The organism is Paenibacillus sp. B46(2026) (assembly GCF_056786355.1).
In genome coordinates, this window is sequence record NZ_CM165907.1 from 6,301,489 (window position 1) to 6,326,805 (window position 25,317).

At 50.5% G+C, this 25,317-nt stretch carries 19 protein-coding genes; 2 read left to right on the forward strand and 17 right to left on the reverse strand.

Annotated elements, in window-relative coordinates; translation table 11 throughout:
* Window positions 1-11 precede the first annotated feature (11 nt).
* Window positions 12-3,401, reverse strand: a complete 3,390-nt coding sequence (locus AC1S8V_RS27875) for a tubulin-like doman-containing protein (RefSeq protein ID WP_482071572.1) — start codon at window positions 3,399-3,401, stop codon at window positions 12-14.
* Between the two features lie 258 nt (window positions 3,402-3,659).
* Window positions 3,660-5,453 (reverse strand): vWA domain-containing protein, encoded by a 1,794-nt coding sequence (locus tag AC1S8V_RS27880; protein WP_482071573.1) that lies wholly within the window; start codon window positions 5,451-5,453, stop codon window positions 3,660-3,662.
* A 262-nt stretch (window positions 5,454-5,715) separates the two neighbouring features.
* Here AC1S8V_RS27880 and AC1S8V_RS27885 point away from each other — a divergent pair, with 262 nt between their 5' ends.
* Window positions 5,716-5,859 carry a hypothetical protein gene (locus AC1S8V_RS27885; RefSeq protein ID WP_164783298.1) on the forward strand — a complete coding sequence of 48 codons (144 nt, stop codon included), beginning with the start codon at window positions 5,716-5,718 and terminating at the stop codon, window positions 5,857-5,859.
* Window positions 5,860-5,861: 2 nt separating this feature from the next.
* Entirely contained in the window at window positions 5,862-6,794 is a 933-nt protein-coding gene (locus AC1S8V_RS27890) for a hypothetical protein (RefSeq protein ID WP_482071574.1), read from the forward strand.
* A 377-nt stretch (window positions 6,795-7,171) separates the two neighbouring features.
* Here the strand turns inward: AC1S8V_RS27890 and AC1S8V_RS27895 are convergent, their stop codons facing one another.
* The 15 genes from AC1S8V_RS27895 to AC1S8V_RS27965 all read right to left on the reverse strand — a co-directional run bounded on the left by AC1S8V_RS27895 (window position 7,172) and on the right by AC1S8V_RS27965 (window position 25,129).
* Window positions 7,172-8,803: a DEAD/DEAH box helicase gene (locus AC1S8V_RS27895; protein WP_482071575.1), complete on the reverse strand. Its 1,632-nt coding sequence runs from the start codon at window positions 8,801-8,803 to the stop codon at window positions 7,172-7,174.
* 399 nt (window positions 8,804-9,202) lie between these two features.
* A complete protein-coding gene (locus AC1S8V_RS27900) occupies window positions 9,203-10,654 on the reverse strand; it encodes a SulP family inorganic anion transporter (RefSeq protein ID WP_482071576.1) in 1,452 nt (483 codons plus the stop codon).
* Window positions 10,655-11,166: 512 nt separating this feature from the next.
* On the reverse strand, window positions 11,167-12,837 hold the full coding sequence (locus tag AC1S8V_RS27905) for an ABC1 kinase family protein (RefSeq protein ID WP_482071577.1): 1,671 nt from the start codon (window positions 12,835-12,837) through the stop codon (window positions 11,167-11,169).
* On the reverse strand, window positions 12,838-13,218 hold the full coding sequence (locus tag AC1S8V_RS27910; RefSeq protein ID WP_253441470.1) for a phasin family protein: 381 nt from the start codon (window positions 13,216-13,218) through the stop codon (window positions 12,838-12,840). It abuts the gene before it with no gap.
* Between the two features lie 72 nt (window positions 13,219-13,290).
* Complete coding sequence (locus AC1S8V_RS27915) at window positions 13,291-13,929, reverse strand: ThuA domain-containing protein (protein WP_482071578.1); 639 nt, start codon at window positions 13,927-13,929, stop codon at window positions 13,291-13,293.
* Between the two features lie 43 nt (window positions 13,930-13,972).
* Window positions 13,973-14,695 carry an SDR family oxidoreductase gene (locus AC1S8V_RS27920; RefSeq protein ID WP_482071579.1) on the reverse strand — a complete coding sequence of 241 codons (723 nt, stop codon included), beginning with the start codon at window positions 14,693-14,695 and terminating at the stop codon, window positions 13,973-13,975.
* Between the two features lie 153 nt (window positions 14,696-14,848).
* Window positions 14,849-16,441, reverse strand: coding sequence for a cobyrinic acid a,c-diamide synthase CobB (locus tag AC1S8V_RS27925; RefSeq protein WP_482074598.1), 1,593 nt, complete (start codon window positions 16,439-16,441; stop codon window positions 14,849-14,851).
* A 268-nt stretch (window positions 16,442-16,709) separates the two neighbouring features.
* A complete protein-coding gene (locus AC1S8V_RS27930; protein WP_482071580.1) occupies window positions 16,710-17,798 on the reverse strand; it encodes a cobalt-precorrin 5A hydrolase in 1,089 nt (362 codons plus the stop codon).
* Complete coding sequence (cobM, locus tag AC1S8V_RS27935; RefSeq protein ID WP_145324589.1) at window positions 17,791-18,588, reverse strand: precorrin-4 C(11)-methyltransferase; 798 nt, start codon at window positions 18,586-18,588, stop codon at window positions 17,791-17,793. Before cobM ends, AC1S8V_RS27930 begins: the two co-directional genes overlap by 8 nt.
* Window positions 18,585-19,301, reverse strand: a complete 717-nt coding sequence (cobI, locus tag AC1S8V_RS27940; RefSeq protein ID WP_482071581.1) for a precorrin-2 C(20)-methyltransferase — start codon at window positions 19,299-19,301, stop codon at window positions 18,585-18,587. The genes cobM and cobI overlap by 4 nt, the downstream gene beginning before the upstream one ends.
* A gap of 86 nt (window positions 19,302-19,387) precedes the next feature.
* Window positions 19,388-20,671, reverse strand: coding sequence for a precorrin-6y C5,15-methyltransferase (decarboxylating) subunit CbiE (cbiE, locus tag AC1S8V_RS27945; RefSeq protein ID WP_482071582.1), 1,284 nt, complete (start codon window positions 20,669-20,671; stop codon window positions 19,388-19,390).
* On the reverse strand, window positions 20,634-21,767 hold the full coding sequence (locus AC1S8V_RS27950; RefSeq protein WP_482071583.1) for a cobalt-precorrin-5B (C(1))-methyltransferase: 1,134 nt from the start codon (window positions 21,765-21,767) through the stop codon (window positions 20,634-20,636). Before AC1S8V_RS27950 ends, cbiE begins: the two co-directional genes overlap by 38 nt.
* 613 nt (window positions 21,768-22,380) lie before the next feature.
* A complete protein-coding gene (locus AC1S8V_RS27955) occupies window positions 22,381-23,028 on the reverse strand; it encodes a precorrin-8X methylmutase (RefSeq protein WP_062836865.1) in 648 nt (215 codons plus the stop codon).
* A gap of 71 nt (window positions 23,029-23,099) precedes the next feature.
* On the reverse strand, window positions 23,100-23,870 hold the full coding sequence (gene cobK / locus AC1S8V_RS27960; protein WP_482071584.1) for a precorrin-6A reductase: 771 nt from the start codon (window positions 23,868-23,870) through the stop codon (window positions 23,100-23,102).
* The gene (locus tag AC1S8V_RS27965; RefSeq protein WP_482071585.1) at window positions 23,867-25,129 is read right to left on the reverse strand and encodes a sirohydrochlorin chelatase; all 1,263 of its coding nucleotides are present in this window, start codon (window positions 25,127-25,129) and stop codon (window positions 23,867-23,869) included. Before AC1S8V_RS27965 ends, cobK begins: the two co-directional genes overlap by 4 nt.
* Window positions 25,130-25,317 lie beyond the last annotated feature (188 nt).

Consider the following 25,317-nt stretch of genomic DNA (forward strand, 5'->3'; position numbering starts at 1 on the left):
CGGCCGCCATCTTACTTCAGCCTTCTGCGAATGTCGTTCAGCTTCGACGACATCGTTCTGTAGAACTGATAGATGTCTTCTCCGTTAGCCAGTTCTACCCGCTCATATTCCAGACGATCACGTGATTCCATGAACAGTGCAGCCAGATCATCCAGCTTCGTCAGCAATGGGGTAATATCTTCTGAAGCCGTCAGATCATTATCCCGACGGGAGGCTTTACGCAGCAGTGTACTGCGGTCTTTTTCTGCCAGGCCGCGGAAGTTGCCAAACACTTCATACTCGGCAAAGTTACGGCTCTTCATCAGGTTTGCGAACGGCTCCCACGCATCTTCTTCAGGATCACGGTCATAGACGTAGAGCGCACCTTTTTTGACGATAGTGTCGGTATATAACGCTTCGATGAAGCGGTCATACCACTGTTCTTCGTCCTGATACTGGGCAAGAATGCCTTCGAGTTCGGCGACTTTAGCCGAGATGGCATTCATCTTCGCCAGTTCCTCACGTACCCGTGCGATCAGCTGCGGGGAGCGTACCAGGTTTTCTTTGGCCATATCTTCATTAATACTGCCGAAAATATCCTTAACCCCTACACGCGGCAACCCTTCGGATTGCAGACGCTTCAGTTCGATCACGGCCCGCTTCACTTCGCCGAGGTTCGGCGTGGTGGACGTCAGACGCATGTCGTAGGCTCCCAGTTTGGCAGACAAGTCAAACGCTTCTGTCGTCACAATCGCATACCGGTTGCTTGTATTCTCATCAATGGATTTGGCTGTCACGATGTTGTATCCAAGCGCCTGCTCGAATTCGCTACGTACACGGGCATTATACTGCTTCACGCGGGCGTTCTCGTACACATCTCCCCATGATTTCTCCGGAATTGGTGACGGCAGATAGGTCCAGTTGTTTTTCTCCGTTTGCACCAGGTGTCGACCAATGCCTTCTTTATCCAAAATGGTACGTTCATAACTTTCCTCATATACCTTAAGCGGTGTATACACAAAGAGTGGTACCCCGTTGCGGGTATTCAGCCAGAATATCCGGTTACGCACTTCACTTTCCTTAACGGTAAAATGAGATTTGCCTACCGCATTGTTCTGATAATTGCGAATCCCTTTCAGAATGCCCGGCGCCTGTGCCGGTACCGATACAAATCCCCATGAAGGGAAATGCAGACTGCCCGTGCTGTTGCTCAGATTGAACACCGGAACAGCTTCATCATCCAGCTTGCCAGCAATGAAACGTTCCACGAACTTCTCGACCGACTCATCCTGACCATATTTGATCACCAGGAAATCTTCCATGGAACGAGTAATCAGATCACCGAATTTCTCACTCAGGAAGTCGGAGATGGAGCTGACGATATCAATCTCGTTTTCTTTCACCCACTGGCTGGAGTTTTCCAGCAATTCACGAGAGAAGTCACGGATCAGATCATCCGTATCTCGCTTGTCCAACAACCCGTCCACCACACTGACGATATCCGGTACACTTACGACGTTCCAGTAATAAGTCTTGTTGCCTTTGTGATCGGCTTGTTCCTCGCCACGTGTCAACAGATCACCATTCTTCGCGAATATCGAGCTAAGAGCATTCAGCGTCTCGGTAAATACGTTATAAATGCGGCTGTTTTCCTGGTTCAGCAACTCATACAGATCTTCATAGAACTCGATCATCTGATCGTTGCGTTCCACGTCGGCGTGCAGCCAGTACTCATGAATTTTTGCTTCAATATAAGCATTCTTTTTCTTCTCTTTGGAGACAAAAGCACTCTTCGCATCGCCCAGCTTCTCTTCGGACTGCTCCTGAGCTGCTTCAATATCACGCGGAATGCGGAAGGCATTCTCACGCAGGGTTTCGATGTACGACTGAATCATCTTCAGTACACAGAAACCTTTTTCCGTATAAATCAGACGAGAGACATAGAACGGACCTTGTTCGGGATGCAAAAACATACGCCGGATCTGTTCGGTGAACTGACCCGCAATCTCGCCCGGCAGTTGTTTCTTCGCCTTGATATATTCCTCGCGGGCACGAGCCAGGAAGTTCTGCTCCAGTTCGGTGTCCATATTCACAACCTGTGATTTCACCACATTGCCATAGGATAGGCGCTCACTGTTCTGATAACCAGGTAGCGGCTCTGGCACACGCGCTTCAAAGGACTTGACCACACTTTCGAGATCAATGCCTAGCTTACGGGCAAACTTCTCGGTATCCTCCTGGTTCGGCGCTTTGGAGAACATGGTGTTCATTTTGTCGAACATCCGGTAAGCCAGATACGTGGTCATCTCTTCGATCGGCAGTACAGCCGAAGATGCACCGATGATGTTGTAATCATAGTTGGCCGGGTACACTTTGTTCATTTGTGCAATGTTGGTCCGAATGTTGCTGATATAGTCATGGATCGCGAACTCCTCACCAGACTGCTTCTCCTCACTTGCCATGAAGTTGGTAATGTTCTCAGCCGTGACGTTCATGCAGTAATCGTAGGCGTTCTCCAGCAATTTTCCTTCGGTATTCGTCGCAGAGATCAGGTGACACAGGTTAAATGGCGGCAGTGGTGAGTTAACCGTTAAAATATTGCCGTATTTCTGTGTAAACCGCTCACCGCGGCTATCCACGTTCATCCAGTAGTCCAGCTCTTTGAGCGCAGCATATCCGTTCTTGCGAATGTATTCGCGAGTGTGTTCGCTCAAGCTTTTGTTGGACAGGTTCACGTCTGGCGTGAACAGATATCCAAGCGTATTCACGCGGTCAATCCCGGCAGAGCCGTGATCCCGTTCGATAATGCCGCGCACGATATAGGAAATATCGAGGAAACAGCCGCTGCCTGTACCGCCGGACAGACCTGTCAGCAGGAACACCATCAGTTTTTTGTTGGTGCCTACGGATAAGGTTTTGATCTTTTTGTCGATGGCCTGCACGACCTGATTAATCTTCGTGAACAGGAGCAGACGTCCAGCCTGACGCACACCTGCGGCGCCGTTCATGCCGTCCGTGATGCTCAGTTCGGGAGACAGCCAGTCTGTAATGTACGGCTCCAGCACGCTGCGGTTCTGTAGAAGTCCGCCAATCTCGGCATTGGACAGCAATACGAATTCATTGATCGGATCAAGTCCGATCCCTTTATACTTTTTGGCACGATCCTGTTCGTTTGTCTCAAAAGCCAAGAACTCCACATTGTCCGGCTTGTCCATTTTTTTCTTGGATACCGGGTCCTGTGGCAGCTTGAAACGACGGTTGATCTGATATTTGAGGCGCAGCAGCGCATCAATTCCCGTTCCTCCCAGACCAATAATCAGAATGGGGTTATCAATCGTATCAACTCTGATTTTCTCACTGACAATACCTCCGCCAAGTGATACATCCAGTTGCTGAATATGTTCTCTAACAATCGGTTTCATTCCATGTCCTCCTTAGATTAACGCACGTATGCTTCAATCTATATAATTCAAACTAAAGAATATTTACACTTGCCACTCCGATGACAGAACAACCTTCCGATCGCTGTTATCCCCAGATTTTTTGATTCTCTTTTTCAATGGTGAAAATCTGGGGATAAAGGCGAGCGCTTCGCTTCTCCAGCTTTTTTCTGTCCTCTGCGTTCGCGTGTAAATGATTAGTTCAACTTATATAGCTTACATTCACTTAGCTATAATGCTTCACACCAAATACTCGATCAAAATTGTTTTGTCCGCCTGTTGCAGCGGGATGCTCAGTCGGTCACCGTTCTTCAGTTCAACGCCTGAGCTTGCATCGACTGCACGACCGGATTTCTCCAACGTACCGCCTGCGGTGTTACGAATTATAATTCGATCCCCATTGCTGGGCGTAAATACATATTTTTCGGTTTCCTTCAGCTCAGGGTCCAGTTGCAACAACTGATGCAGATGGAATCTGCCCCGGAAAGATACCAGCTTTTTATATTGTGGATACGACTTGTCTCCCGTGTTCTCATCACGAATCTCAACAATCATCTGACCTACAAATCCCCGGTTTTTGCGTTTCAGCCAGCCCATCAGGAACCAGGCACCAACACCGACCACAATCAGAGCTATAACACCCAGGATGACAGGTAACCAAGGAAACGGCTTGTCCTGTTCACCGCCTGACGTTGTCGGTTGAGTTCCACTTCCGGCTGCTCCGCTCACGTTGATCGTGATGGGCGCACTTTCACGGTAGAAGCTGTCTTCTTCCGCACGGATGACTAATTCATAATTATGATTGTCCGGTACTTCAAACGTTCCGGCAAAACCGGAACCTGTGTTTTCCAGCGGTTGCTCCTCGCTTTTACCTGTATCCACATCTTTCACAACCAGCGTGGCCTTCATATCCGTATACAGGTCATTATCCTGAAGTGGCTGACCGCCATTCTCCAGTTTAGCTGCAAGATCAACCTTATCCCCTTTGGTATAGGACTTGGTCTTAATTGGGTCCACAACGAGCTGAAGATCATAGTTGAACAACAGGTTGATATCGATGCTGTCTTTCGGAGCCCCTTTTACCCGAAGTTTCCAGTCTCCTTCTTGGGGTTGCAACAGCTTCACGAGCGAATAACTCTTCGAAGTCGAGAGCTTGGCTGCGTCCGAGTTGAGATCCACGGCTTGTCCGGAAGGATCCGTCAATTGCACTTCCACCGGCTTCGAGGACATGATCGAAATATTTGCTTCCAATACACTGTCGTTCGGCACGTTCACGGTAACTTCCTGATAACTGCCGTTTCCCGTTACAGAGGGCAGCTTCACAACATTCAGTTTGGCATGATCGGCGAAAATCTCACTCAGAATCTGCGGCAGATCATCCGGCGTATCGGTAATGAATGACTTGCCTCCGGTCTGCTGGGCCAGGTCTGCGAGTGCATCCTTATTCAGCTTGCCATCCGCGTTCAGTCCAATCGTATACACCGGAATACCTTGATCCTGTGCTTCCTTCACGGCTTTTGCCAGATCAGCGTCGGATTGTGCCTGTGTACGACCTTTGGTTTTGTTAAAGTCATTGTTGCCATCCGCCAGCAGCACGATCATCGGCGAGTGGGATGGGTCTGCACCATGATTCAGTATATTTACGGCTTCGGTGACACCTACAGAAACATCGGTATATGGCCCCCGGCCGAGCTGATCAATAAAATCCTTCAAGCTGCTCTTGTCCGCATCGGACTGAATCTCCAGCATAGCCTTTTCCCGCTCCACCTGATCGGTATAAGCAACAATTCCTACCTTGTCCCCCTGGACGGGCAGCATATCAATAAACATTTTCATGGCTTCATTACTAATCTTGTCACGGTCACTTGTATTCATCGAGTTACTTACATCGGCTACAAGTACCGCATCGATTCCGCTCGTCTGTGCCTGAGCCGCTGCAGCTTGTGGCAGCAACGCTTGAGGTAGCAGTAGCGTTAGAATGGCCAGCAGAACCATCGTTCCACTGAGCCAGCGTATTTTGCGTGTCCGCAGCATTGGGTGTACTCCTTCACGTTTGAGATTAAAATGGGAATAGTTTATTATAGGCGTCAAGCCTTAAGGAAATCTTAACAGTCTACTAATAAATTCTGAAAAGCACCCCTATCTTGAGTTACAGTTTTGTAATGACTGACAAAAATCGACGATTTCATGCCTTGAACTGGCACAAAAGTACCAACTATGGAAATATGATATAGTTATTGCCAGCAAACTGCAATATAACAGCGCTTGTTCACCAAGCCATAGAAGGGAACGGATTATGGTTACATACGGATGCCTCGCCATATTGTTTCTTTTTGTCATCATAAAGGGTTTTGCACTCCAGCTTCATCGGCGGAAACCGGTCTCCCGCGAAGACACGGATCGTACCCTCTACACTATTCTGAATGGTGAGCGTGATTGAGCATGAGTACTAAACTAGTTGTATCCATACGACCATTTCATCGAACGACCTATGCCTATGAAAAGTTGCAAGTCTGCTCCCGTTGTGGACAGTATACCTGCCTGTGGGAAGAGGAGTGCACGGCCTGTGGCCGGGGTACCCTGAATTCCGTTCAGGCGAAGGCAACTTCCCGTGTGAAACGCCGAATTGCCCGTGACTTGTTCATTACGATATTGTTCGGTGCAGCTGCTACCTATTTCGGTGAGACCATAGATCAGACCATGGCAGCAGCCAGCGTCTCCCTGCTGCTTCTGGCATTACTGATCTTCATGCAGAGACGTTCGTTCGAGGTAGAACAGCAGCGCGAGTTGAAGCGCACGTTGCAACAGGATGAGGAAATCATCCGACAGGGCATCAACCGCAACTGGGCTCTGGTCGCCGAAGCCCGAAAGCAGGATGAAGCATTGGCCTATGAGATGCTCCGCGAGATCGGCTCACTTGTCTACAACGACCGAATTCGACTGCAACAGGTTGCATTGTTACAATCCTTTGTCCTGCGTAGTGATATGGACCTGCAGCTCAAGCCCTTGCTGCTACGCAGCTTCGAGCGGCTGCTCGCTGAATATATCGGTGAGATTGCACGACTTAAGCCGGAATTAATTCGTGAAGATGCGCTTCGTTATATCGCTACCTATGAAGTGAACATTTTACAGCTCCACAACGGAATTCAGATTCTCACAGCTGTAGCTGCTGCTGCTGTGCGCAAGAGCAAATATATTGAGTTATTCCCTAGTCTTATTACCCGCTACGCCCGCTTTATGCCCAAGGATCGGTTCATGCGGCTGTATCACACGATTGAACGCTATCCGAGCAAGGCACGAGGGGGACTGGCAGAGTCGGTGGGCCGGGTGTATAACGAGAAATATCGGGATCAGTACGCAGACGTTCACGTGTAGCAAGGATATATTGGGAATGAAAAACGTAGTTTAGTGCAAACTCACTCCGTGTATATAGACGAATGGAATTTCAACCACCCCTGCATACACATCGGCAACAGGTATCGAATATTATGATTCTAATGATATAAGAATTGATTAGAAAACACCCCATCCTTAGGTCTAGGATGAGGTGTTTTGAAGTTTATGGCAGAGCAATAAGCAGTAACCATAATTCTATTCTGGTGAAAAAGGGCCGCGACGTGGTTCCGTCGCGGCCCTTGATCTGAGGGTTCGGTACATGTGTACCCGAACCCTCTCATATGTGCCATGCCAATCTCTGTGGCATGGCATGGTGTGGTGCAATTGCGGCTGCATCGCCGCTTGCGCCAAAAGCTTTACCGTCCGCGACGAGAATCGCGACGGTCGCCCTTCGCCGGTCCGCGTCCTGCGGAATCCGGACGGCGAGAGCCTTCACTGCTGCGCCCGGAGCTGCGCTTGTCGGCGCTACGTCCAGCCCAGCCGCTGCTAGCTTCACCGCGTCCGCTTTGGCCCGCTGCACCGCGACTGCTGTCGCTGCTGCGCGCGGAACCACGACCTGCGCTGCGCTCGTCGCCACTGCGACCTGCACCGCGTCCACCTTGACCTGCTGCGCCGCGACTACTGTCGCTGGTGCGTGCAGAACCACGTCCTGCGCTGCGCTCGTCGCTACTGCGGCCACCGCTACGCCCACCACTGCGTCCGCCTTCGCCGCCGCGGGAACCACGACCCCCACGTCCGCCATCTCTGCGATCGTTACGGCCTGCACCGCGACGGGCACTGCCTGTTCCGGAAGAGCGTCCGCCTGAACGTTCGTCATCTCCCTGGCTGTTGATGGAACGTCTAGCTGCTCCAGTCGAAGCAATTGGACCTTCACTCGTCCACTGGATGCGGGACAGCTTCTGGTCGATACCTTGTTCAATTCGTGCAAGCTCCGGTCTGTCGTGCTCTGTTGCAAACGTTACAGCAAGACCCGTACCGCCTGCACGGCCTGTACGACCGATCCGGTGGATATAACTTTCCGCATCATGCGGCATATCGTAGTTAAATACATGCGTTACGCCTTCTACATCAAGTCCACGTGCAGCTACATCTGTAGCAACCAGCACTTGCAGTTTGGCATCGCGGAACGCTTTCATTACGTTCTCACGCTTGGATTGGGACAGATCTCCATGAAGTTCATCACTTGCATAACCTGCTTCACGCAGATCTTCGTTCAGTTTGGATGCACGACGCTTGGTCCGGCAGAAAATAATCGCCAAGTATGGGCGATACGTATCAATCATCCCGCGAAGCGCTTCGAGCTTACCACGATCCGTACATTCCAGCACCTGCTGGCGAATCTGCTTGATTGGAATAACGGATTGGGAAGATACCTTCACATCTTCCGGATCTTTCATGTAGGTCTTCGCCAGGTTACGAATGCCCTTTGGCATCGTTGCTGAGAACAGCATGGTCTGACGTTTGTGTGGCAGCTCGCTAAGAATCGTTTCCACATCGTCCAGGAAGCCCATGTGCAGCATCTGGTCGGCTTCATCCAGCACCAGTTTCTTCACATTATCAAGCTTCAACGTGCCACGGCGCAGGTGATCCAGGAGACGCCCTGGTGTACCAATAACGATCTGGGTACCGTTCTGCAATTTACGCAGTTGCTTGTCCACATCCTGCCCGCCATATACGGCAAGCACATGCAGTTTATCGTCGTTTGCAGTGAGCTTCTTCGCTTCTTCCGTAATTTGCAGCGCAAGCTCACGCGTAGGCGCGATAATCAGTGCTTGCGGCGAACGGTCGGATACGTTAATTTTCTGAATAATCGGCAGCAAAAAAGCCAGCGTTTTCCCTGTGCCTGTCTGTGCCTCGGCGATAATATCACGTCCACCCAGCAGTACCGGAATCGAACGCTCCTGTACCGGAGTCGGCACGGCGATGCCCTGATGTTTCAGGATCTCGCACCATTCCGGGCGAATGCCCAGTTGTTCAAAGTTTGCCAATCGTTACACCTCTGTATATTCATTTAGATAAGTCCATTTCATAAAGACTTCAGTATCTGCAATCAAGACTAGCTTTCCTTATATCAATCATGATTATGAAATGAATTTTTTAAAAAGCAATCCACTCGTTGCTCTTCTTCTCCATACCCTGTAGTTTACACGTTAGTCAAGCAAAACAAAAGGGGATACAGCGTTACACCCTAACTTGTAGCATAAAATTCCAAGATCAGCGTAACTTGTATCGACCAAGTGACTTTAAGTCGGTTTAGTAACCTAGCATGCCTCAGGCTCTAATAAAAAACAGCGACGCCCTCACCCCGATTTCCGGAAAAAGTGCGCCGCTGATTAAAAAGTATCTTTTTATGTTATCTATTCGTTGTTTACTTCGTTCCAACCAAGTTACGAACCGTGCCCTCCAGCTGTGGCAAAACCACTCCGTTCAAGAATACGAGAGCTCTCCTCGTTCAACCCGCGCAGGTGCACGGTTTTGCCCAGCTTCGCGTATTTGAATTTCACTTTGCCAATAGCCACAACCGCGGTATTATCCCAGATATGTGAGCCTCCAAAATCAATCGTGATTTCCTTCGGATCAGCTTCTGCATCGAACTCATCCACAAAGCGGGACGAAGAACCAAAGAAGAATGGTCCGTGAATCCGGTATACCTTCTGCCCTTGTTCTTGGCTCGCCTGTACGCGAATCTTGGTCTGTTTCCAGCCAAAATGCAGCACACTGAGCACAACGCCGACCATAACCCCGATCGACAGATCGTGGGTATAGACCACAATCGCCACCGTAACGATCATGACAAAGGCTTCCGCCCGTGGCACGCGAGCAATATTTTTAATGGAACTCCAGTCGAATGTCCCGATACACACCATAAACATTACACCAACGAGCGCCCCCATCGGTACCTGTTTCACCACTCCGCTGAGCAGCAACAACAGAATCGCGAGAAACGCACCTGCGGTAAACGTGGATAATCTTCCGCGTCCGCCAGACTTCACATTAATCACCGATTGCCCAATCATGGCACAGCCAGCCATACCGCCGAACAAACCGTTAATGAAGTTGGCAATCCCTTGACCACGTACTTCGCGGTTTTTACTACTCTTGGTCTCCGTCATCTCATCCACAATGGTAGCGGTCAGTAGAGATTCCAGTAAACCGACCATTGCCAAGGTGAATGAATAAGGCAGCAGGATCATCAGTGTTTCCCATGTCCATGCAATATTAGGCAAGTGGAACATGGGCAACGTACTTGTGAGATTACCCATCTGACCTACGGTTTTCACATCCAGATGGAAAACTACAGTAATAATGGTCATTACGATAATCGCAATGAGCGGAGCCGGAACACCTTTGAAAAAACGTGGCAATATGTAAATAATCGCCAACGTGCCTGCTACCATTGCGTACATAATCCAGTTAGCCCCTGTGAAATGGGTCAGTTGCGCCATAAAAATCAGAATAGCCAATGCATTCACAAATCCGGTCAGTACCGAATGAGGCACAAACGTAATGAATCGCCCCACCTTGAAAACACCCAAAATAAACTGAATAACTCCCGTCAAAATCGTAGCTGCAAAAAGATATTCCACGCCATGATCCTTGACGAGTCCAACCATCAGTACCGCCATGGCACCCGTTGCTGCCGAGATCATGCCTGGTCTTCCACCGGCAATGGAGATCACAATCGCAATTGTAATTGAAGCATACAATCCCACCATCGGATCAACGCCTGCAATGATGGAGAAGGCAATAGCTTCCGGAATTAACGCCAGCGCTACCGTAATGCCTGCCAGCACATCTCCGCGAATGTTGCCAAACCATTGTTGTTTTAAAGTATTCATATGTTCTTTGCCGTTCCTCCTACGTGTATTCCTCATATTGGACAATCCTGCTGAAGAGTAACGGAAGCCGCTCACCACTATCCAACTACACAAGACAGCACAAAACAACGGACCCCTCTCCGTATCATTCACCTATGCTCTTGCCTGAATTGCATCATTAACCATCTGTATAACCTTGGCGGGTTCATGAGCAATCACGTCTTTTCCGTTCCAGTGTGTGCCACTCAAAATTCCGATACTCCATTCAGTTGTCTTACTTGTGCGACATCACGATCTGATCCTGATGCCAATGGGTTTTCCCCTCTCAGAAAAACCGGGTCCGTTAATGTACTGACCTATTATTATAGTCACAGGCTCGAATATGTACTAATACAGTTAAGCCGAAAAAATAGAACCTTATCTACTATTATCTTAGTATTTCTATAAATTACTCGCCAATGCTCATTCACAAAAAATAACCCGCAAAGATCCTTTGAAGAAAGTCTCTTTACGGGTATTCTCGCGATACTATGCTAGAATCTTCCTGATTTGAATATCGAATAGAGCAGGAAAGCCACCATCAGGATGGCGACCAGAAAACCAATCTCAATAACCGGAATATCCCACAGCATCGTGGACTGATGACTGATCGATGAACCGATAATCAAGCCCACCATAATGATACAGAAGGCAAGTAACACAATACTGAAGGACAGCCGATTACTAATCTGGTCCATTCTGCGCATCAGTGCGTCCAGTTCAGGGACACTGATCTCCAGTCTCAGCTTGCCTTTGCTAATAATGGATGATAACTGCCTCAACTGCCCTGGCAGACCGATGACACTCTCGGCCATATCAGCAGCACTGCGGAACAACCGATTCTTGATTCTTCCTGGACTGAAACGCTCCTTGATCAGCTTCCGACCAAAGGGCTCGGCCATATCTACGATACTCAGGGAAGGGTCGAGATGTTCAATTACTCCTTCCATCGTCAGCAACGACTTACCGAGCAGCAGAATATCGGCAGGCATGACAACCCCGTGCCTCTGAGCTACGCCGAACAAGTCATTTAACGCCTGACCCACACTAATCTTGGAAAAGGGAATATCGTAATATTTGGTACGTAACTTGTCCAAGTCCACATGAAGTCCACGCAGATCCATGTCATCTGGCATCATGCCCAATTTCTCAATCGCCCGGATCATACTGTCCGTATCTTTGCGCATTAACCCAATAATAAGCGAAGCGAGCTGCTGTTTCATCTCATCACTCAGACTGCCCACCATCCCGAAGTCTATAAAGGCAAGACGACCATCCTTCAGTACCATCAGATTGCCCGGATGTGGGTCAGCGTGAAAGAATCCCTGAATAAAGATCTGATTCAATAATGAATCCACAAGCCGCTCGGCAATGTTATTCAGATCATGACCGCGTCTCACCAGTTCTTCACGATCATTGAGTTTGATGCCTTCGATATACTCCATAGTGAGCACACGTGACGAAGTCTGATCCCAGTAGATGGCCGGGATTTTCACCTTGTTGTCCTGTTGGTATTGCTGTGCAATCTTTTCCGTATTCCGGCCTTCGACCGTATAATCCAGCTCGGCCATCAATGCCTGAGCGTATTCTTCTACCATCTGGGGGATCTGATATTGCTTAACCCAATCCCAGCGCTTCTCGGCCATAGCTGTCAGCTCACGCAAGATGTCCAGGTCACGCTGCACAATACGCGATATACCCGGCCGCTGAATCTTGATGGCTACCGACTCACCGCTTCGAAGTTTGCCCAGATGCACCTGTCCAATGCTGGCCGCAGCTACAGGGGTATCCTCGAACCGGGAAAAGATCTCCTCCAGCGGTGTATCCAATTCCTGTTCCAAAATACCCCGTGCCGTCTCGGAAGAGAACGGCGGGACCTGATCCTGCAACTTCACCAGCTCACGAATGACAGACTCAGGCAACAGATCTGCCCTTGTGCTTGCGAGTTGCCCCAGCTTGACAAAAGCTGGCCCCAGCTCCTGCAGCACAAGCCTGATGCGTTCACTCAGCGTTTTGGTGGTGTGTGCTTCACGCGACATCCACCGTCTGGGCAGAGCCAGCAACTGGAACAACCCCAGCTCCTCGACCATATAACCGAAGCCATGACGCACTAGCGCCATGGCAATTTCACGGTATCTGCCGACATGTTTGATTCGCACTGCCATCTACTCGATCTCGTTTCCTTTGAGAGGAGGAGGAACTTCAAGTGGAGCTGGGGATTCATCAGGTTGAAGCTGTGGTGAGTGGCCCAGTTCGGCAAGTTTTTTCTCCAGAACGGCAACGCGCTGTTCCAGACTGGTTACATCACTTTCGGATGCCACACCAGCTTCCTGAAGCACGCGCTTGACCTGCTCCTGAATCACTCTCTTGAACTGGCCTTGCTCTTCATCGCCCCGTTCCATCAGGCGTTCAACCAAAGCTTTGGATTCACCGGGCGCAAGTTCCCCGCGCTTGACCAAATCATCCACGGTTTTCTCAATTTTTTCTTTGCTTACGACAGTAAGACCAAGCCCTAACGAGATCGCCTTTTTGAACAAATCGCTCATTTTTGTCATCCTCCTCTTCGCTCTTCTCTATATTATACCCCTTATACTCCGCATGCAAAAATGTCAGTCCGATCAGACGTAACGTGCAGCCCATTTGCCTGCTTGCAGGAGTAACTTGCGGTACGTTTCGTGCGCAAAAGACGGTACATGGTGACCCGGCATAAGATAAACAATACGTCCAACACCATATCGATGCGCCCAAACCGCAGGCTTTGGTCCATCTTCGGATTGATATTCCAGCAATATCTTCGTTTCGGCAAAAGAACCAAACTCGAACTGATAAGGTTCTTCTTCCATTGTGAAATTCGAAATGCCCTCCGTCACTGGATGGCTTTCCTCCGTTACAGTGAATTCAAGCGGTGCATACGCCGGATGATGCAGGAACTTGGCACCGATCATCTGTTTGAGTTCATAACGATTTTGGAGCGAAATGCCGTTATGTATAATGACCAGTCCACCTCCATTACTCACATAGGACAACAAACCTGCTGTCTGCTGTGGAGAGACTTTCCCCTTCCAATCGTCCATGTATGAGATACACACATCAAACCCGGTTATATTTTCTTGCAGCAACATATTTCGATTCTCACTGCATTGCACAGTCATAGTATCATGGAAAATTCGGCTGATCTCCGCATCCACACCCTGAAGCGGGTGCCAGTCCGGATGTGTATAATCGCCAAGTAGTAATGCTTTTTTACGTTGATCCATTCAATCAATCTCCTTTCTTGTTCACCTCACTGTATAAAACCAACTACCAGGGGAGCTTCTCTCCCTTGTAGTCCACATATGCGGGCTGATCTCCTTTAAACTGCTCATGGCGGTCGATAAGTACTGCGATATGCTGTGCAGATTGCTCGGGCGTGAGATCCGCAGAAGCATCCAATTCACCCCGCATATAACTCTGTACCCAACCGGGATGCACAAGCATCACTTGTCCGCCTTCATCCTTCAGACCATTGTGCACAAGACAGGCCTGCATGTTCAAAGCAGCTTTGGACATACAATAGGCAAACCATCCATCCCGACTGCATTGCTCTATACTTCCAGCCTCGGAAGAGATATCAACAATCAGTTTGGTCTGTCCTTGAAGAAGGAGGGGCAACAGGGAATGAGTCACACGCAGTGTACCTAGAGTATTTACATTAAATACTTCAGCCATCTCCGTCATATTCAACGGGCCGCGGATATGATCCGTAATACTTCCTAGTATAGCCGCATTATTGATCAGCATATCCAGATGATTCGTATCCAGCTTCAATGTCTCTGTGAACAGAGCTACCGACAAGTCATCTTCGATATCCAATTCGATGGCGCGCAGATGGTCAGGATATCCTTCTGCAAGCCTACGAATTCCCTCGGAATCTTCCACGTCCAGACCGGCCGCATACACAAGATACCCTCTCTTCAGCATCTGTGCCGTCAAAGCCAATCCCAATCCCCGGGCGGCTCCCGTTACACATACGGTTCTCATCATGATGTCCCTCCCTCGCAAAATGATTCTGTCTTTTATTCATTCCACATATTCATCTGAAAACCTTTAATTCAGAATGGGATCGCCAACTTCACGACCAAAGTCTCAGGAGGTAAAAGCGAGATTAGAGCCATTCTGCTTATTGAATTGAGCTGTTTATTGCTCTGTTATTATTCCTGACCCATATCGCTCCTGCCGATAGGCTAGACAATGCTCCACCCATCTTCGAGCGGCCGCCGGGTAAGAGCCCAGATGAACGTGTGTATACCCCGCTACGATGTTTCCTGCCGCATACCCCTCTTGCTTCAAGCCGCGTAACCCCTTGGTCTCATAAGCATAAGGAATCGTTTTGTCTTCACGATAGGTCATCGTGGAGTAATGAAATTCATGACCCCGAAGCACTTCACCCTTTTTCAGCAAAAAGGAATCCTGAACGCTACTCGCTTCACGATAGCCAAGCGCAGCTCGCTTCTTCTGCATCTGCACCTGTGCGGGGATAATGCCCGCCATGTTGAAAGTAACGCCCTCACGGTCGGTCAACGTTTCCCCAAGTACCATGTAGCCGCCACACTCGGCAAATAAAGGCATGTTGGATTGTGCCGCCTGTCGAAGTCCTTCCAAGAACCCTTGGTTACCGGCAATCTCTGCTGCAAATTCTTCAGGAAATCCACCGCCCAAATAGATGCCGTCTGACTCGGCCGGAATGCCTTCACCAGCCAGCGGACTGAAATATTGCAGCTCAGCTCCTGCAGCTTCAAGCAGTTCGAGATTATCCGGATAATAGAAATTGAATGCTGCGTCCCGCGCAACTGCAATGACAGGACGTGAATCCTCAGCAACATGTGCATCATAAGCGATTGTCTCTGCATCTGAATGGGGATCGGATTGTGAGTCTTGATCCGCAGGAGATGAAGTATATGCTGTACTCATCGCCTGGGCAACACCTTCAACTGTTGTAGCTTCTGGTCCGCCAAACGAATGGGCAGAATCTGTGTTTGCCTCTGCAAAGCTCACATCTTGTCGTTTGAAAGGTGGGGCGCTTGCTGCCAGCTCCAGCAGAAGATCCAGATCGGTGCCTTCCATGATCACATCGGCAGCCCGCTGAAATAATGGTTCCAGTTCACCGCGCTCGATGGCAGGCACCAGTCCCAGATGTCTCTCCGGAATGGACATGTCCTCGTCCCGCTTCAGCCAGCCAACCACCGGAATGCCGCACATCTGCTCAATGGCTTTTTTTACAATGGTATAATGCCCCGCACTTCCACAACGGTTGACAATCACTCCGGCCATATTTAATTCAGGCTCCAACTGTTGAAAACCCAGTACAATCGCGGCCGCACTGCGAGCCATGCTGCGTACGTCCACGACCAGGATCACAGGGGTCTGCGTGACCAGAGCAATCTCTGCAGTTGAGCCTGTATTACTGAGCGGATCTTTGCCATCGTAGAGGCCCATTACACCCTCGATAATGGAAATATCATGTCCCGCCGATGCCTTCTCGAACGTATCTCTCACATACTCAGGCGATGTCATCCATGCATCCAGATTACGTGACGGTCTGCCCGTGACTGCGGTATGGTATGTCGGATCAATATAATCCGGGCCACATTTGAACCCTTGTACACTCAAACCACGCTGAGCGAGTGCTCTCATCAGCCCCAAGGTTACTGTTGTTTTCCCTGCACCACTTCCGGTCCCTGCAATGATCAGTCGGGGTCTGGCGTTACGATCTGAAATGGTCATCATCATTTCCACCTTTTCTTCTTTTCTTCTATATAACAAAAGCTTCTGATCGAAGCACTATCAAGGATGAACCATTCGTGTTTTAGTTGTTGCTTTTCTTGCGATTATCGAATCCTTCAGCTCCGCTGAAAACGTATAAATTCTATAATCTAAACAAAACCGCATCATATAGCGATGCGGTTAAGCTTAATGCACATTTCTCAATAGATGAATGAATCTTAGGTTGTTCTGTCATCGCAGTACCGTGTAAAGTAGATTTACTTCATGCATATCTCTACTCAAATGAAACGCGTGCTACGGAGATTGTCAGATTACCGCTCTTTTTCTTCTCTAGCAGCCAATGATCAGCTCCGGAGGAGAGCAACGCCGCAGGTTCACTTACGCCATATGCTCCGGTATATTTGAATACCGTCTCGGATGGATTCGCAAGCTTCACCGTATTGAGTTCCGCAGGGGTGTGGGTCACGAGTTCCCAGCCGTATTTGGCGCAAAGGGCCAGCAGGCCTTCTTCATCCTTTTTCAGATCAATCGTGGCAATGTTACGCACGCTTTTCACGGAAAGGGATAACTCCTCCAAGGTAGCGAGGACTTCCTGCTCCAATTCCTCTACGGATGTGCCGCGATTGCAGCCCATGCCAAGGACGAGGCTTTTTGGACGATACAGTACGCCATTGGTGAGAAAACGTTCCTCTTCTTTTGCCGAAAGCAGACGGTCGCTAACGACCAGCGCAGCGTTGAACGAGAATGATTCCGTTTCCTCCAGGCTGTTGAAGACGCGGATGTGATCCGGCACTGGTTTGTTATATCTCCACCAGTTCCGCTCCCCTGTCTCCTGAATGAGTGCAACGGGCTCTTCGTTCACAACAGCCGCACTGACAGGTGTCGCCTTGTCGAAGCTCTCTACGATCCAACCGAGCTCCCGTCCGAACATGTCCACCGGAATGGTGCCTTGCACGTCTGAAGCTGTCGTAATGACCGCACGTGCGCCGAGTACTTCCGCGACCTGACGAGTCAATTCATTCGCGCCGCCAAGATGACCAGACAGCACGCTGATCACATTTTCACCGCGGTCATCAATAACCAGCACAGCGGGATCGACCTTTTTGTCTACCAGGATCGGAGCGATCATACGCACAACTGCACCCAGGGAGATGAATAGAATAATGCCATTATATCGTTTGAACAAATCAGGCAAAATCAGCTTCACTGAGCCTTCGAACAGCTCATAACCCAACTGTTCTTCATCCCCACGAGCAAACTTGCTCATATAATACACGTCGGTGCCCTGGAACTGCCCTGCCAGATTACGCACCATTTCCACGCCATGCTTCGTAATGGCAACGGCTGCAAACGGATTACTCACCAGACTTCACTCCCTTGCGGTAGCCATGGGTAAAGGATTTATCATACAGCTTGGAACGGTGGGCATCCCGGTTCACAAGATCCGGGTCAAGTGCCCAGCCTGCCAGAATCATCGCATGCATTGTAATACCAGCGGCACGCAGATCCGCTGCCAGATTGGCAAGCGTGGTCCGTACAATTTTCTGGTCAGGCCATGTCGCACGTTGCACAACTGCAACCGGCGTATCTTCGCTCCAGCCTGCGGCGAGGAATTCAACCACGACCTTTTTCGCCAGAGTTGCACTCAGGAAGAGCGCTACCGTACAGTGATGGGATGCGAGATCACGCAGCTTCTCCCGTTCAGGTACAGGTGTACGACCTTCTGCACGCGTCAGAATTACGGTCTGCGTTAGTTCTGGTACAGTAAGTTCAGCACCCAGCGCAGCGGCCGAAGCAAAGACCGAACTCACACCCGGAATGATCTCATATTCCACGCCCTGCTGTTTCAGCAGTACCATTTGTTCCAGAATTGCGCCGTACATCGCTGGATCACCCGTGTGCACACGAGCTACACTGCGACCCGCACGAGTGGCTTCACACATCAGCTCAACCTGACGCTCCAGATCCATGCCAGAGCTTTGCAGCACTTCTGCTTCGGGCTTCGCGGTGGCAATCAGTTCATCGTTCACGAGGGAATCCGTATACAGGACCATATCCGCACTCTTTAAAATGTTCGAACCCTTCACCGTAATCAGTTCCGGGTCACCAGGGCCTGCGCCTACGATATAAACTTTTGCTTCCAATGTCTTCATTTGCTCACCACCATCAGGCTTAAATATTCCAGCTCCTGCCCCTTCAGTTCACGGGCATCACGCCAGACCAGTTCATATGGAGAAGTAACTTTGGTAACGACCGAAGCTTTGCCGCCGAGTCCCATCTCGTCGAGCAATTCAAGCATCGGGTCAAGCACCTTCGCCACTTTGATAAATACAATCGTATCGTGGTGCTCAATCGCCTGCCGCATCGCTTCTTTATCTGCCGTAGCCGGAATAATGCCCACCTGCTCGTCTCCGTCTGCCAGATGAATATCCAGCGCTGCCGCTGCACCCAATACGGATGAGATGCCTGGAATTGAACTAATCGGTACTTCAGGATGCAGCTCTCGCATCAGCCGTGCCAGATGAATAAATGTGCTATACAGGTTCGGGTCGCCCTCGGTTACAAAGGCCACATCCTTGCCTTCCTTGAGCGCACCCCAGCATGCTTCAACCGTCTTGCCCCACTCGCGTTCAAGCACAACCGGGTCCTTGGTCATCGGGAAGATCAGGCCGAGCATCTCTTTCTCTTCCGGGTTCACATACAGTTCCACGATCTCGTGGGCGTACGATTTACCGCCTTTACGTTTCTTCGGGTAAGCGACCACGGGACATTCCCGGATCATCCGGTACGCCTTCACGGTAATCAGCTCCGGGTCTCCCGGCCCGACACCCACGCCATACAGCGTACCTACTGTTTTATCCTTCAACGACACATCTGTATCTGTAATATCCCTTGTAGTACTTCCTGTTGTTGTACTGATGCTATTCTCCCCCTTGTTCGCTCACTGAAAAATCACTCTGCTCCGTCTGCGGATTCCGCTTCTTCGGTTACTGTGTGCTGTCCTGTGATGACGTAAATTGGATTCAATCCGTCAAAACGGGTCATGTTCAGGATTGGCTTGCTGCGCGCCGTCTGAAGTAACGTCACGGAGGCAATCAGGCCCGCTTCGCGCATGGCCTTCATGCTGTCATGCAGCGTCTCGATGGTCGCTGCATTCACCACAATGCGTCCCTCCGGGCGCAGCCGGGACGCACACAAGGCGATCAGCTGAGCGAGTTCACCGCCGCTGCCGCCAATGAACACCGCATCCGGATTCGGTAGTTCGTCCAGCCCTGCTGGTGCTTTGGCATGAAGGACGGTGAAGTCTGTCCGGAATTTGATCCGGTTGGCCTCGATGTTCACGAGGTCCCCTTCGTTTTTTTCTATGGCGAAGACTTGTCCCTGCGGCGCGAGCCGCGTGCATTCTACCGCCACTGAGCCTGAGCCTGCGCCGATATCCCACACGATGCTGTCCACGCCAAGTCGCAGTTCAGCCAAGCTGAATGCGCGGACCTCGCGTTTGGTGATCAGGCCTTTCTCCGGTTTGCGCTGATGGAATTCCTCATCCGCAAACCCGAATCCCCGGCGCGGCGCCGGTGCATCCTTGCGGCGCAGCAAAATCACGACGTTCAGCGGGCTGCATTCTGCTGCCGCCAGCTCGCCCAGGGTGTAATGGCGGGCACGTTCGTCTGCCCCGCCCAGGTTCTCGGCAACGTAGGCATCATACTCGGTCATGCCGAACTGTTGCAGATAAGCCCCGATCGCAGCGGGGCTGTTGTGCTCGTCCGTGAGCAGCGCAATTTTGGCTTTGCCATCAATGCGCTGTGCGAGGCCCTTGAGCGGGCGTCCGTGCACGCTTTCGAGCACGGCATCGTGCCAGCTCTCGCCAAGCTGGGCAAATGCCAGCTGCAGCGAACTGAGATTAGGCCGGATCTCCAGTAGATCCGGGCCTAATTTGCGCGCTAAATACCCGGCGATGCCGTAGAACAGCGGGTCTCCCGAGGCAAGCACAACGACGTTGTGTGTGGCCTGCAACGCTTTTATTTTCACAACGAGATCGCTTAAACCGCTCTTAATCGCTAACTTCTCACCCGCAAATGCCGGGAAATATTGCAGCTGGCGCTCTCCGCCCACGAGTACATCTGCCTCCTGAATGAGATTCAGGCTATCCGTTGTCAATCCTGCAGCGCCTTCTTCACCCACGCCGATAATGCGGATTTTACGATTCTTTGCTCCAGTTGCTGTCTTCGAGTTCACTGATTTCCGCCCTCCCCAGTTCCATTCCTTTCATCGTGACCAATACCACTTCCACCGTCACGCCGCCTCCCGCATGTTCCAAACAGTGCCGACAGGCGTATGTACATAACTTTTCAAAATAGGGCAAGTACCCCGCCTCGGTCATCATATCTGCCACCTGAGTCGCCGTGTTGGCTTCCTCGATCGCTTGCGCCAGTTCATCTCCGGCTCCGGTCTCCCGGGCCACGGACGCAAGAAATCCAAAATCCACCGGCGCACTCTTGGAGTGCACCATCATGACGCCTTGAGCCACTTTGGCAAATTTGCCTGGCATCCCGACCAGAGTTATTCGTTTCATGCCCAACCGTTTACCATGTTTGATGGCAAAGCCGACAAAGTCACCCATCTGAATAAAGGCTTCCTCCGGCAGTTCGGGCATCATTTTCATCGCATATTTCTCACTACTGCCGCCCGTGGTCAGCACAATATGTTCACAGCCGGATGCCTGAGCAACCGAGATCGCCTGCACTACACTGGCTCTGTAAGCAGAGGTGGAGAACGGAACGACCACGCCGCGTGTACCTAAAATGGAGATGCCGCCCAGAATGCCCAGACGGGAATTCAGTGTCTTCTTGGCGATCTCTTCGCCGTCCGGCACGCTGATCACAACCCGCACCCCTCTGGCTGTGCCGTGTTCGGCGAGCACCTGGGTGACGGCTTCGGTAATCATACGGCGAGGTACGGGATTAATTGCTGCTTCGCCTACAGGCACGGGCAGTCCAGGCTTCGTGACCCGGCCTACGCCGATGCCCCCATCCAGCTCCATACCCGGCTCGTCCCGCCAGGACACATGCGCGATGATCTTCGCCCGATGCGTGGCGTCCGGGTCATCCCCGGCGTCTTTGATGGTGGCACAGGTCGCTACGCCATCGGTCAATTCCTGCTCGATCAGTTCGAACGAGTGGTCAAAGCCCGCGGGCAATGAAACCACGGCCTGTACCGGAATAACACCTGTTAACAGGAGCTGCGTCGCTCCCTTGGCAACGGCTGTGGCGCACGCTCCTGTGGTGAAGCCGGAACGCATTGGTTTGTCGGGGTCTGTATTGCCGCCTATCATGGGGTTTGAACCTCCCGTCCTTTGTTAGTTAGGTTGCATTACGCTGCGTAGGTGGCTTTTGGCGCTTGGGTGACCGCTACGGGAACGGATCGTTCTTATGATCGCTGTTGTCTCCAGATTTCTTTGATTCCCTTTTCCAAAAGGGAGAAATCCGGAGACGGCTTATGCTTCCGAAGTAGCTTTCTTGCAGAAAGCTTTTAGGCGACCGCTCCGCTTCTTCAGAATCGATTCCGTCCCCTTCGCTGCTACCTGCTTCTGTATCCACCTGGCACAGTGCGCAGTGCCACCTCTTGGGCTAAACAATGCCCTGAGGTTTATTTGGGTAACTGATCATTCCATGCCACTAGAAGATGGCATGGAATGTAGTTACCAAGATACATTTTAACGAACCGAGGAGACGCTATTGGGGCCAAATACCACAAACAAAAATTGTAACGTATCGTAGTGGCGTTATTTCATTAAAAAGATGATGTTTTCAACACTTTTTGGCGTTTTTCACCGGAATAGCGTTACTCTGATTCGTAAAAATATGAAATGGATGATAATCCGTAATATAAGGCCTTTGGAGTTCGTTAACGCTTTCCAATATCCTGTGGCGTTTACTTAAAAACAACTACGCCTTAACTGCCATCAGGGAGATGGCGTTCAGGGCAGCTACGACGATGGTGCTTCCGCCTTTGCGGCCGATGTTGGTGATAAACGGGATGTCGAGCTTGCGTAGCTCGTCTTTGGACTCAGCTGCGGATACGAATCCAACCGGCATACCGATGATCAGGCCTGGTTTGGCTTCGCCTTCTTTGACCAAACGGATCAGTTCCAGCAGTGCTGTTGGTGCGTTTCCAATGGCGTAAATTCCGCCTTCGTATAATTGGTTCGCTTTACGCGTCGAGATAATTGCCCGAGTGGTGTTCAAGCGTTTGGCTTCCTCCATCACATCCGGATCGGAAATATGTACGTGCACATCTCCGCCGAAACCGCGAATGCGATCCTTGCTCACGCCAGCCTGAATCATCTGTACGTCAGCGATGACGGATTGGCCGGCGCGGAGTGCTGCAATCCCTGCTTGAATGGCATCCGGATGGAACACCATGCTACGGCCCAGTTCGAAGTCAGCCGAGGCGTGAATAACACGCTGTACCACGGGATATTGCTCATCCGTGAAAGGATGCTCACCCAGTTCCTCCGTGATCATCTCAAAGCTTTTGCCCTCAATCTCCTGTGGTTGTACGGTCAACGGTTTAAATTCCGTTTTGAAATCCATATGCATTTCACTCCTTCAAGTAGTGGTGTCATTCAAAAATTCATTATTCAAATTAAGACTATTGGGGTGTTCTACTGCACCAATACGCGCTTCAACTCATCCAGTACACCTTCAAAATGATCAAACACCGTCCCAAATTCAGCCTCAGGGCGTGAAATCAGCACAACATGAATGCCCAGCTCCAGTGCAGATTGGATTTTCTCATCCACTGCTCCGGTCTTGCCGCTCTCCTTAGTGACCATTACGGTCGTCGCATAGTGCTTGTACAAGGCTTCATTCATTTCACGGGAAAAAGGTCCCTGCATCGCAATAATATTGCGTTGTTCAACGCCAAGCTCACCGCATTTCTCCATATTGTCGAGACGTGGGAGCATGCGGGCAACGAGACGAATGTCCGGATCACCGAGCAGATACTTGGTGAAGATCTGTAACGTTTTGCTACCTGTGGTGAGCATGACGGAGCCCTTCAGCTCTTTGGCCTTGAGTGCCGCTTCATCGTAGGAAGATACAACATGCAGCAACGCATGATCATCGTACGCCAAACCCGTGCGCTCATAACGAATGTATGGAATACCCGCCTGTTTCGCTGCTTCCATCGCATTGGCATGTGCTTCTTCGGCAAACGGATGACTTGCATCCACAATGGCACGGCTACCTTTTTCACGCACCAGTTCCACCATGGCTTCCACAGTCAAACGGCCTGTCCGAACAGGTAATCCGGTATCGGTCAGACTATTCGCCGCACTGTCGGTTACAACAGAAGTCAGCACGTCTGCACCTTGCTGCTGGATCTGTAGAGCCAGTTCCCTTGCATCACTCGTACCACACAACATAAAGATCATGGACGATTCACCTGCTCCGAAGTTGCTGCAACCTGTGCCTGATCGGGAGAAGCATCTTCTTGTGCGGTTCCTACTTCGTCATCATGGTTGTTCCGATTGACTTCGTGCTCATGATGCGTATGGTGCAATTCTCCATCATGATCATGATGATAATCGAGCGAAGCTTGATGATCGATGGCAGTCTGATTGTGATCATGATCGTGGTCATGCTTATGCGCGTGATCCTCGTGTGTATGTACGTGCTGATGGTCATGCTCATCATGATGATGCGAGTGATCATGATCCGAATGATCGTGGTTGTGCGGATTGCTGTGTTCATGATGGTGGTCGTGACTATGCTCGTGATCGTGATGATGGTGATCATGATGATGATCGTGGTCGTGATCATGGTCGTGATCATGATGGTGATGATGATGTTTGGCTGCTTCCAATCTGAATTGACAGTTGTCACAATTGGCTGTTACACGTCCGTATAAACCCTCATGGGCTCGCTCCAGTACCAGTTCAACCAGCTTCGGGTGGAAGCCAAAATATCCGCCAATCTCAACCTGAATGTCTGGATGTGCCGCTGCAAATTCCGCAGTCATTTCATCAATGCGCTTGATCAGTACACCTGTGAACAGGAAGTAAGGCATGATGATGATTTTTTTTGCACCCAGCAAGAGACAGCGCTCTAATCCATCCGGGAATGAGGGCTGAGTCACGCCGATAAAGCTGCTTTCCGTCCACTTGTAGGGCAGTTTCTCCCATAACATCCGGGTCATTTTGAAAAAGTCACTGTTGGCATCCGGGTCACTGCTTCCCCGTCCAAGCACCAGTACGGCGGTCTCTTCATCCGTCACCGGAGCAGGTGGAGCCGCTACTGCTGTACCACCTTGGGATGCGACAAGTACAGGTTGTGCTTCTTGCAGACGGGTCTGCATAATCTGAACAACTTTCTCATGGACACCGATGGGACGACCATATACAAACTCCACCTGCGGATAACGTGCCTTCGCGCGGTCAATGGCGTTAGGAATATCAATCTTGGCATGACCGGCAGCAAACAGAATGATTGGTACCAACACAACACGTGTTGCCCCTCGATCCACACAAGCGGTAACGCCTTCAGCAATACTTGGTCTCGTTAACTCCAGAAAACAAGTTTCCACCAGCGTATTTTCCGGTGCCTTTGCTGCTACCTCATTTGCAAACTCCTTCAGTTCCCGGTTCCCCTCGGGATCACGACTCCCGTGTCCCACCAACAATATTGCATCCATCTTTGTTATTCCTCCCCCGTCTGACCCGCAGATCAGACTTTTCATAATCAATCCATCTATGTCAGCTGAAATTCAGCGAATATTGCAAACGACTAGATACGTTCTGACAAGTTACTCACCACGCCTCCCCGAAGAAGATGACTCAGTCAAGGACATAATTATTGCTTATTCAAAGCTTAGTCAGGCAT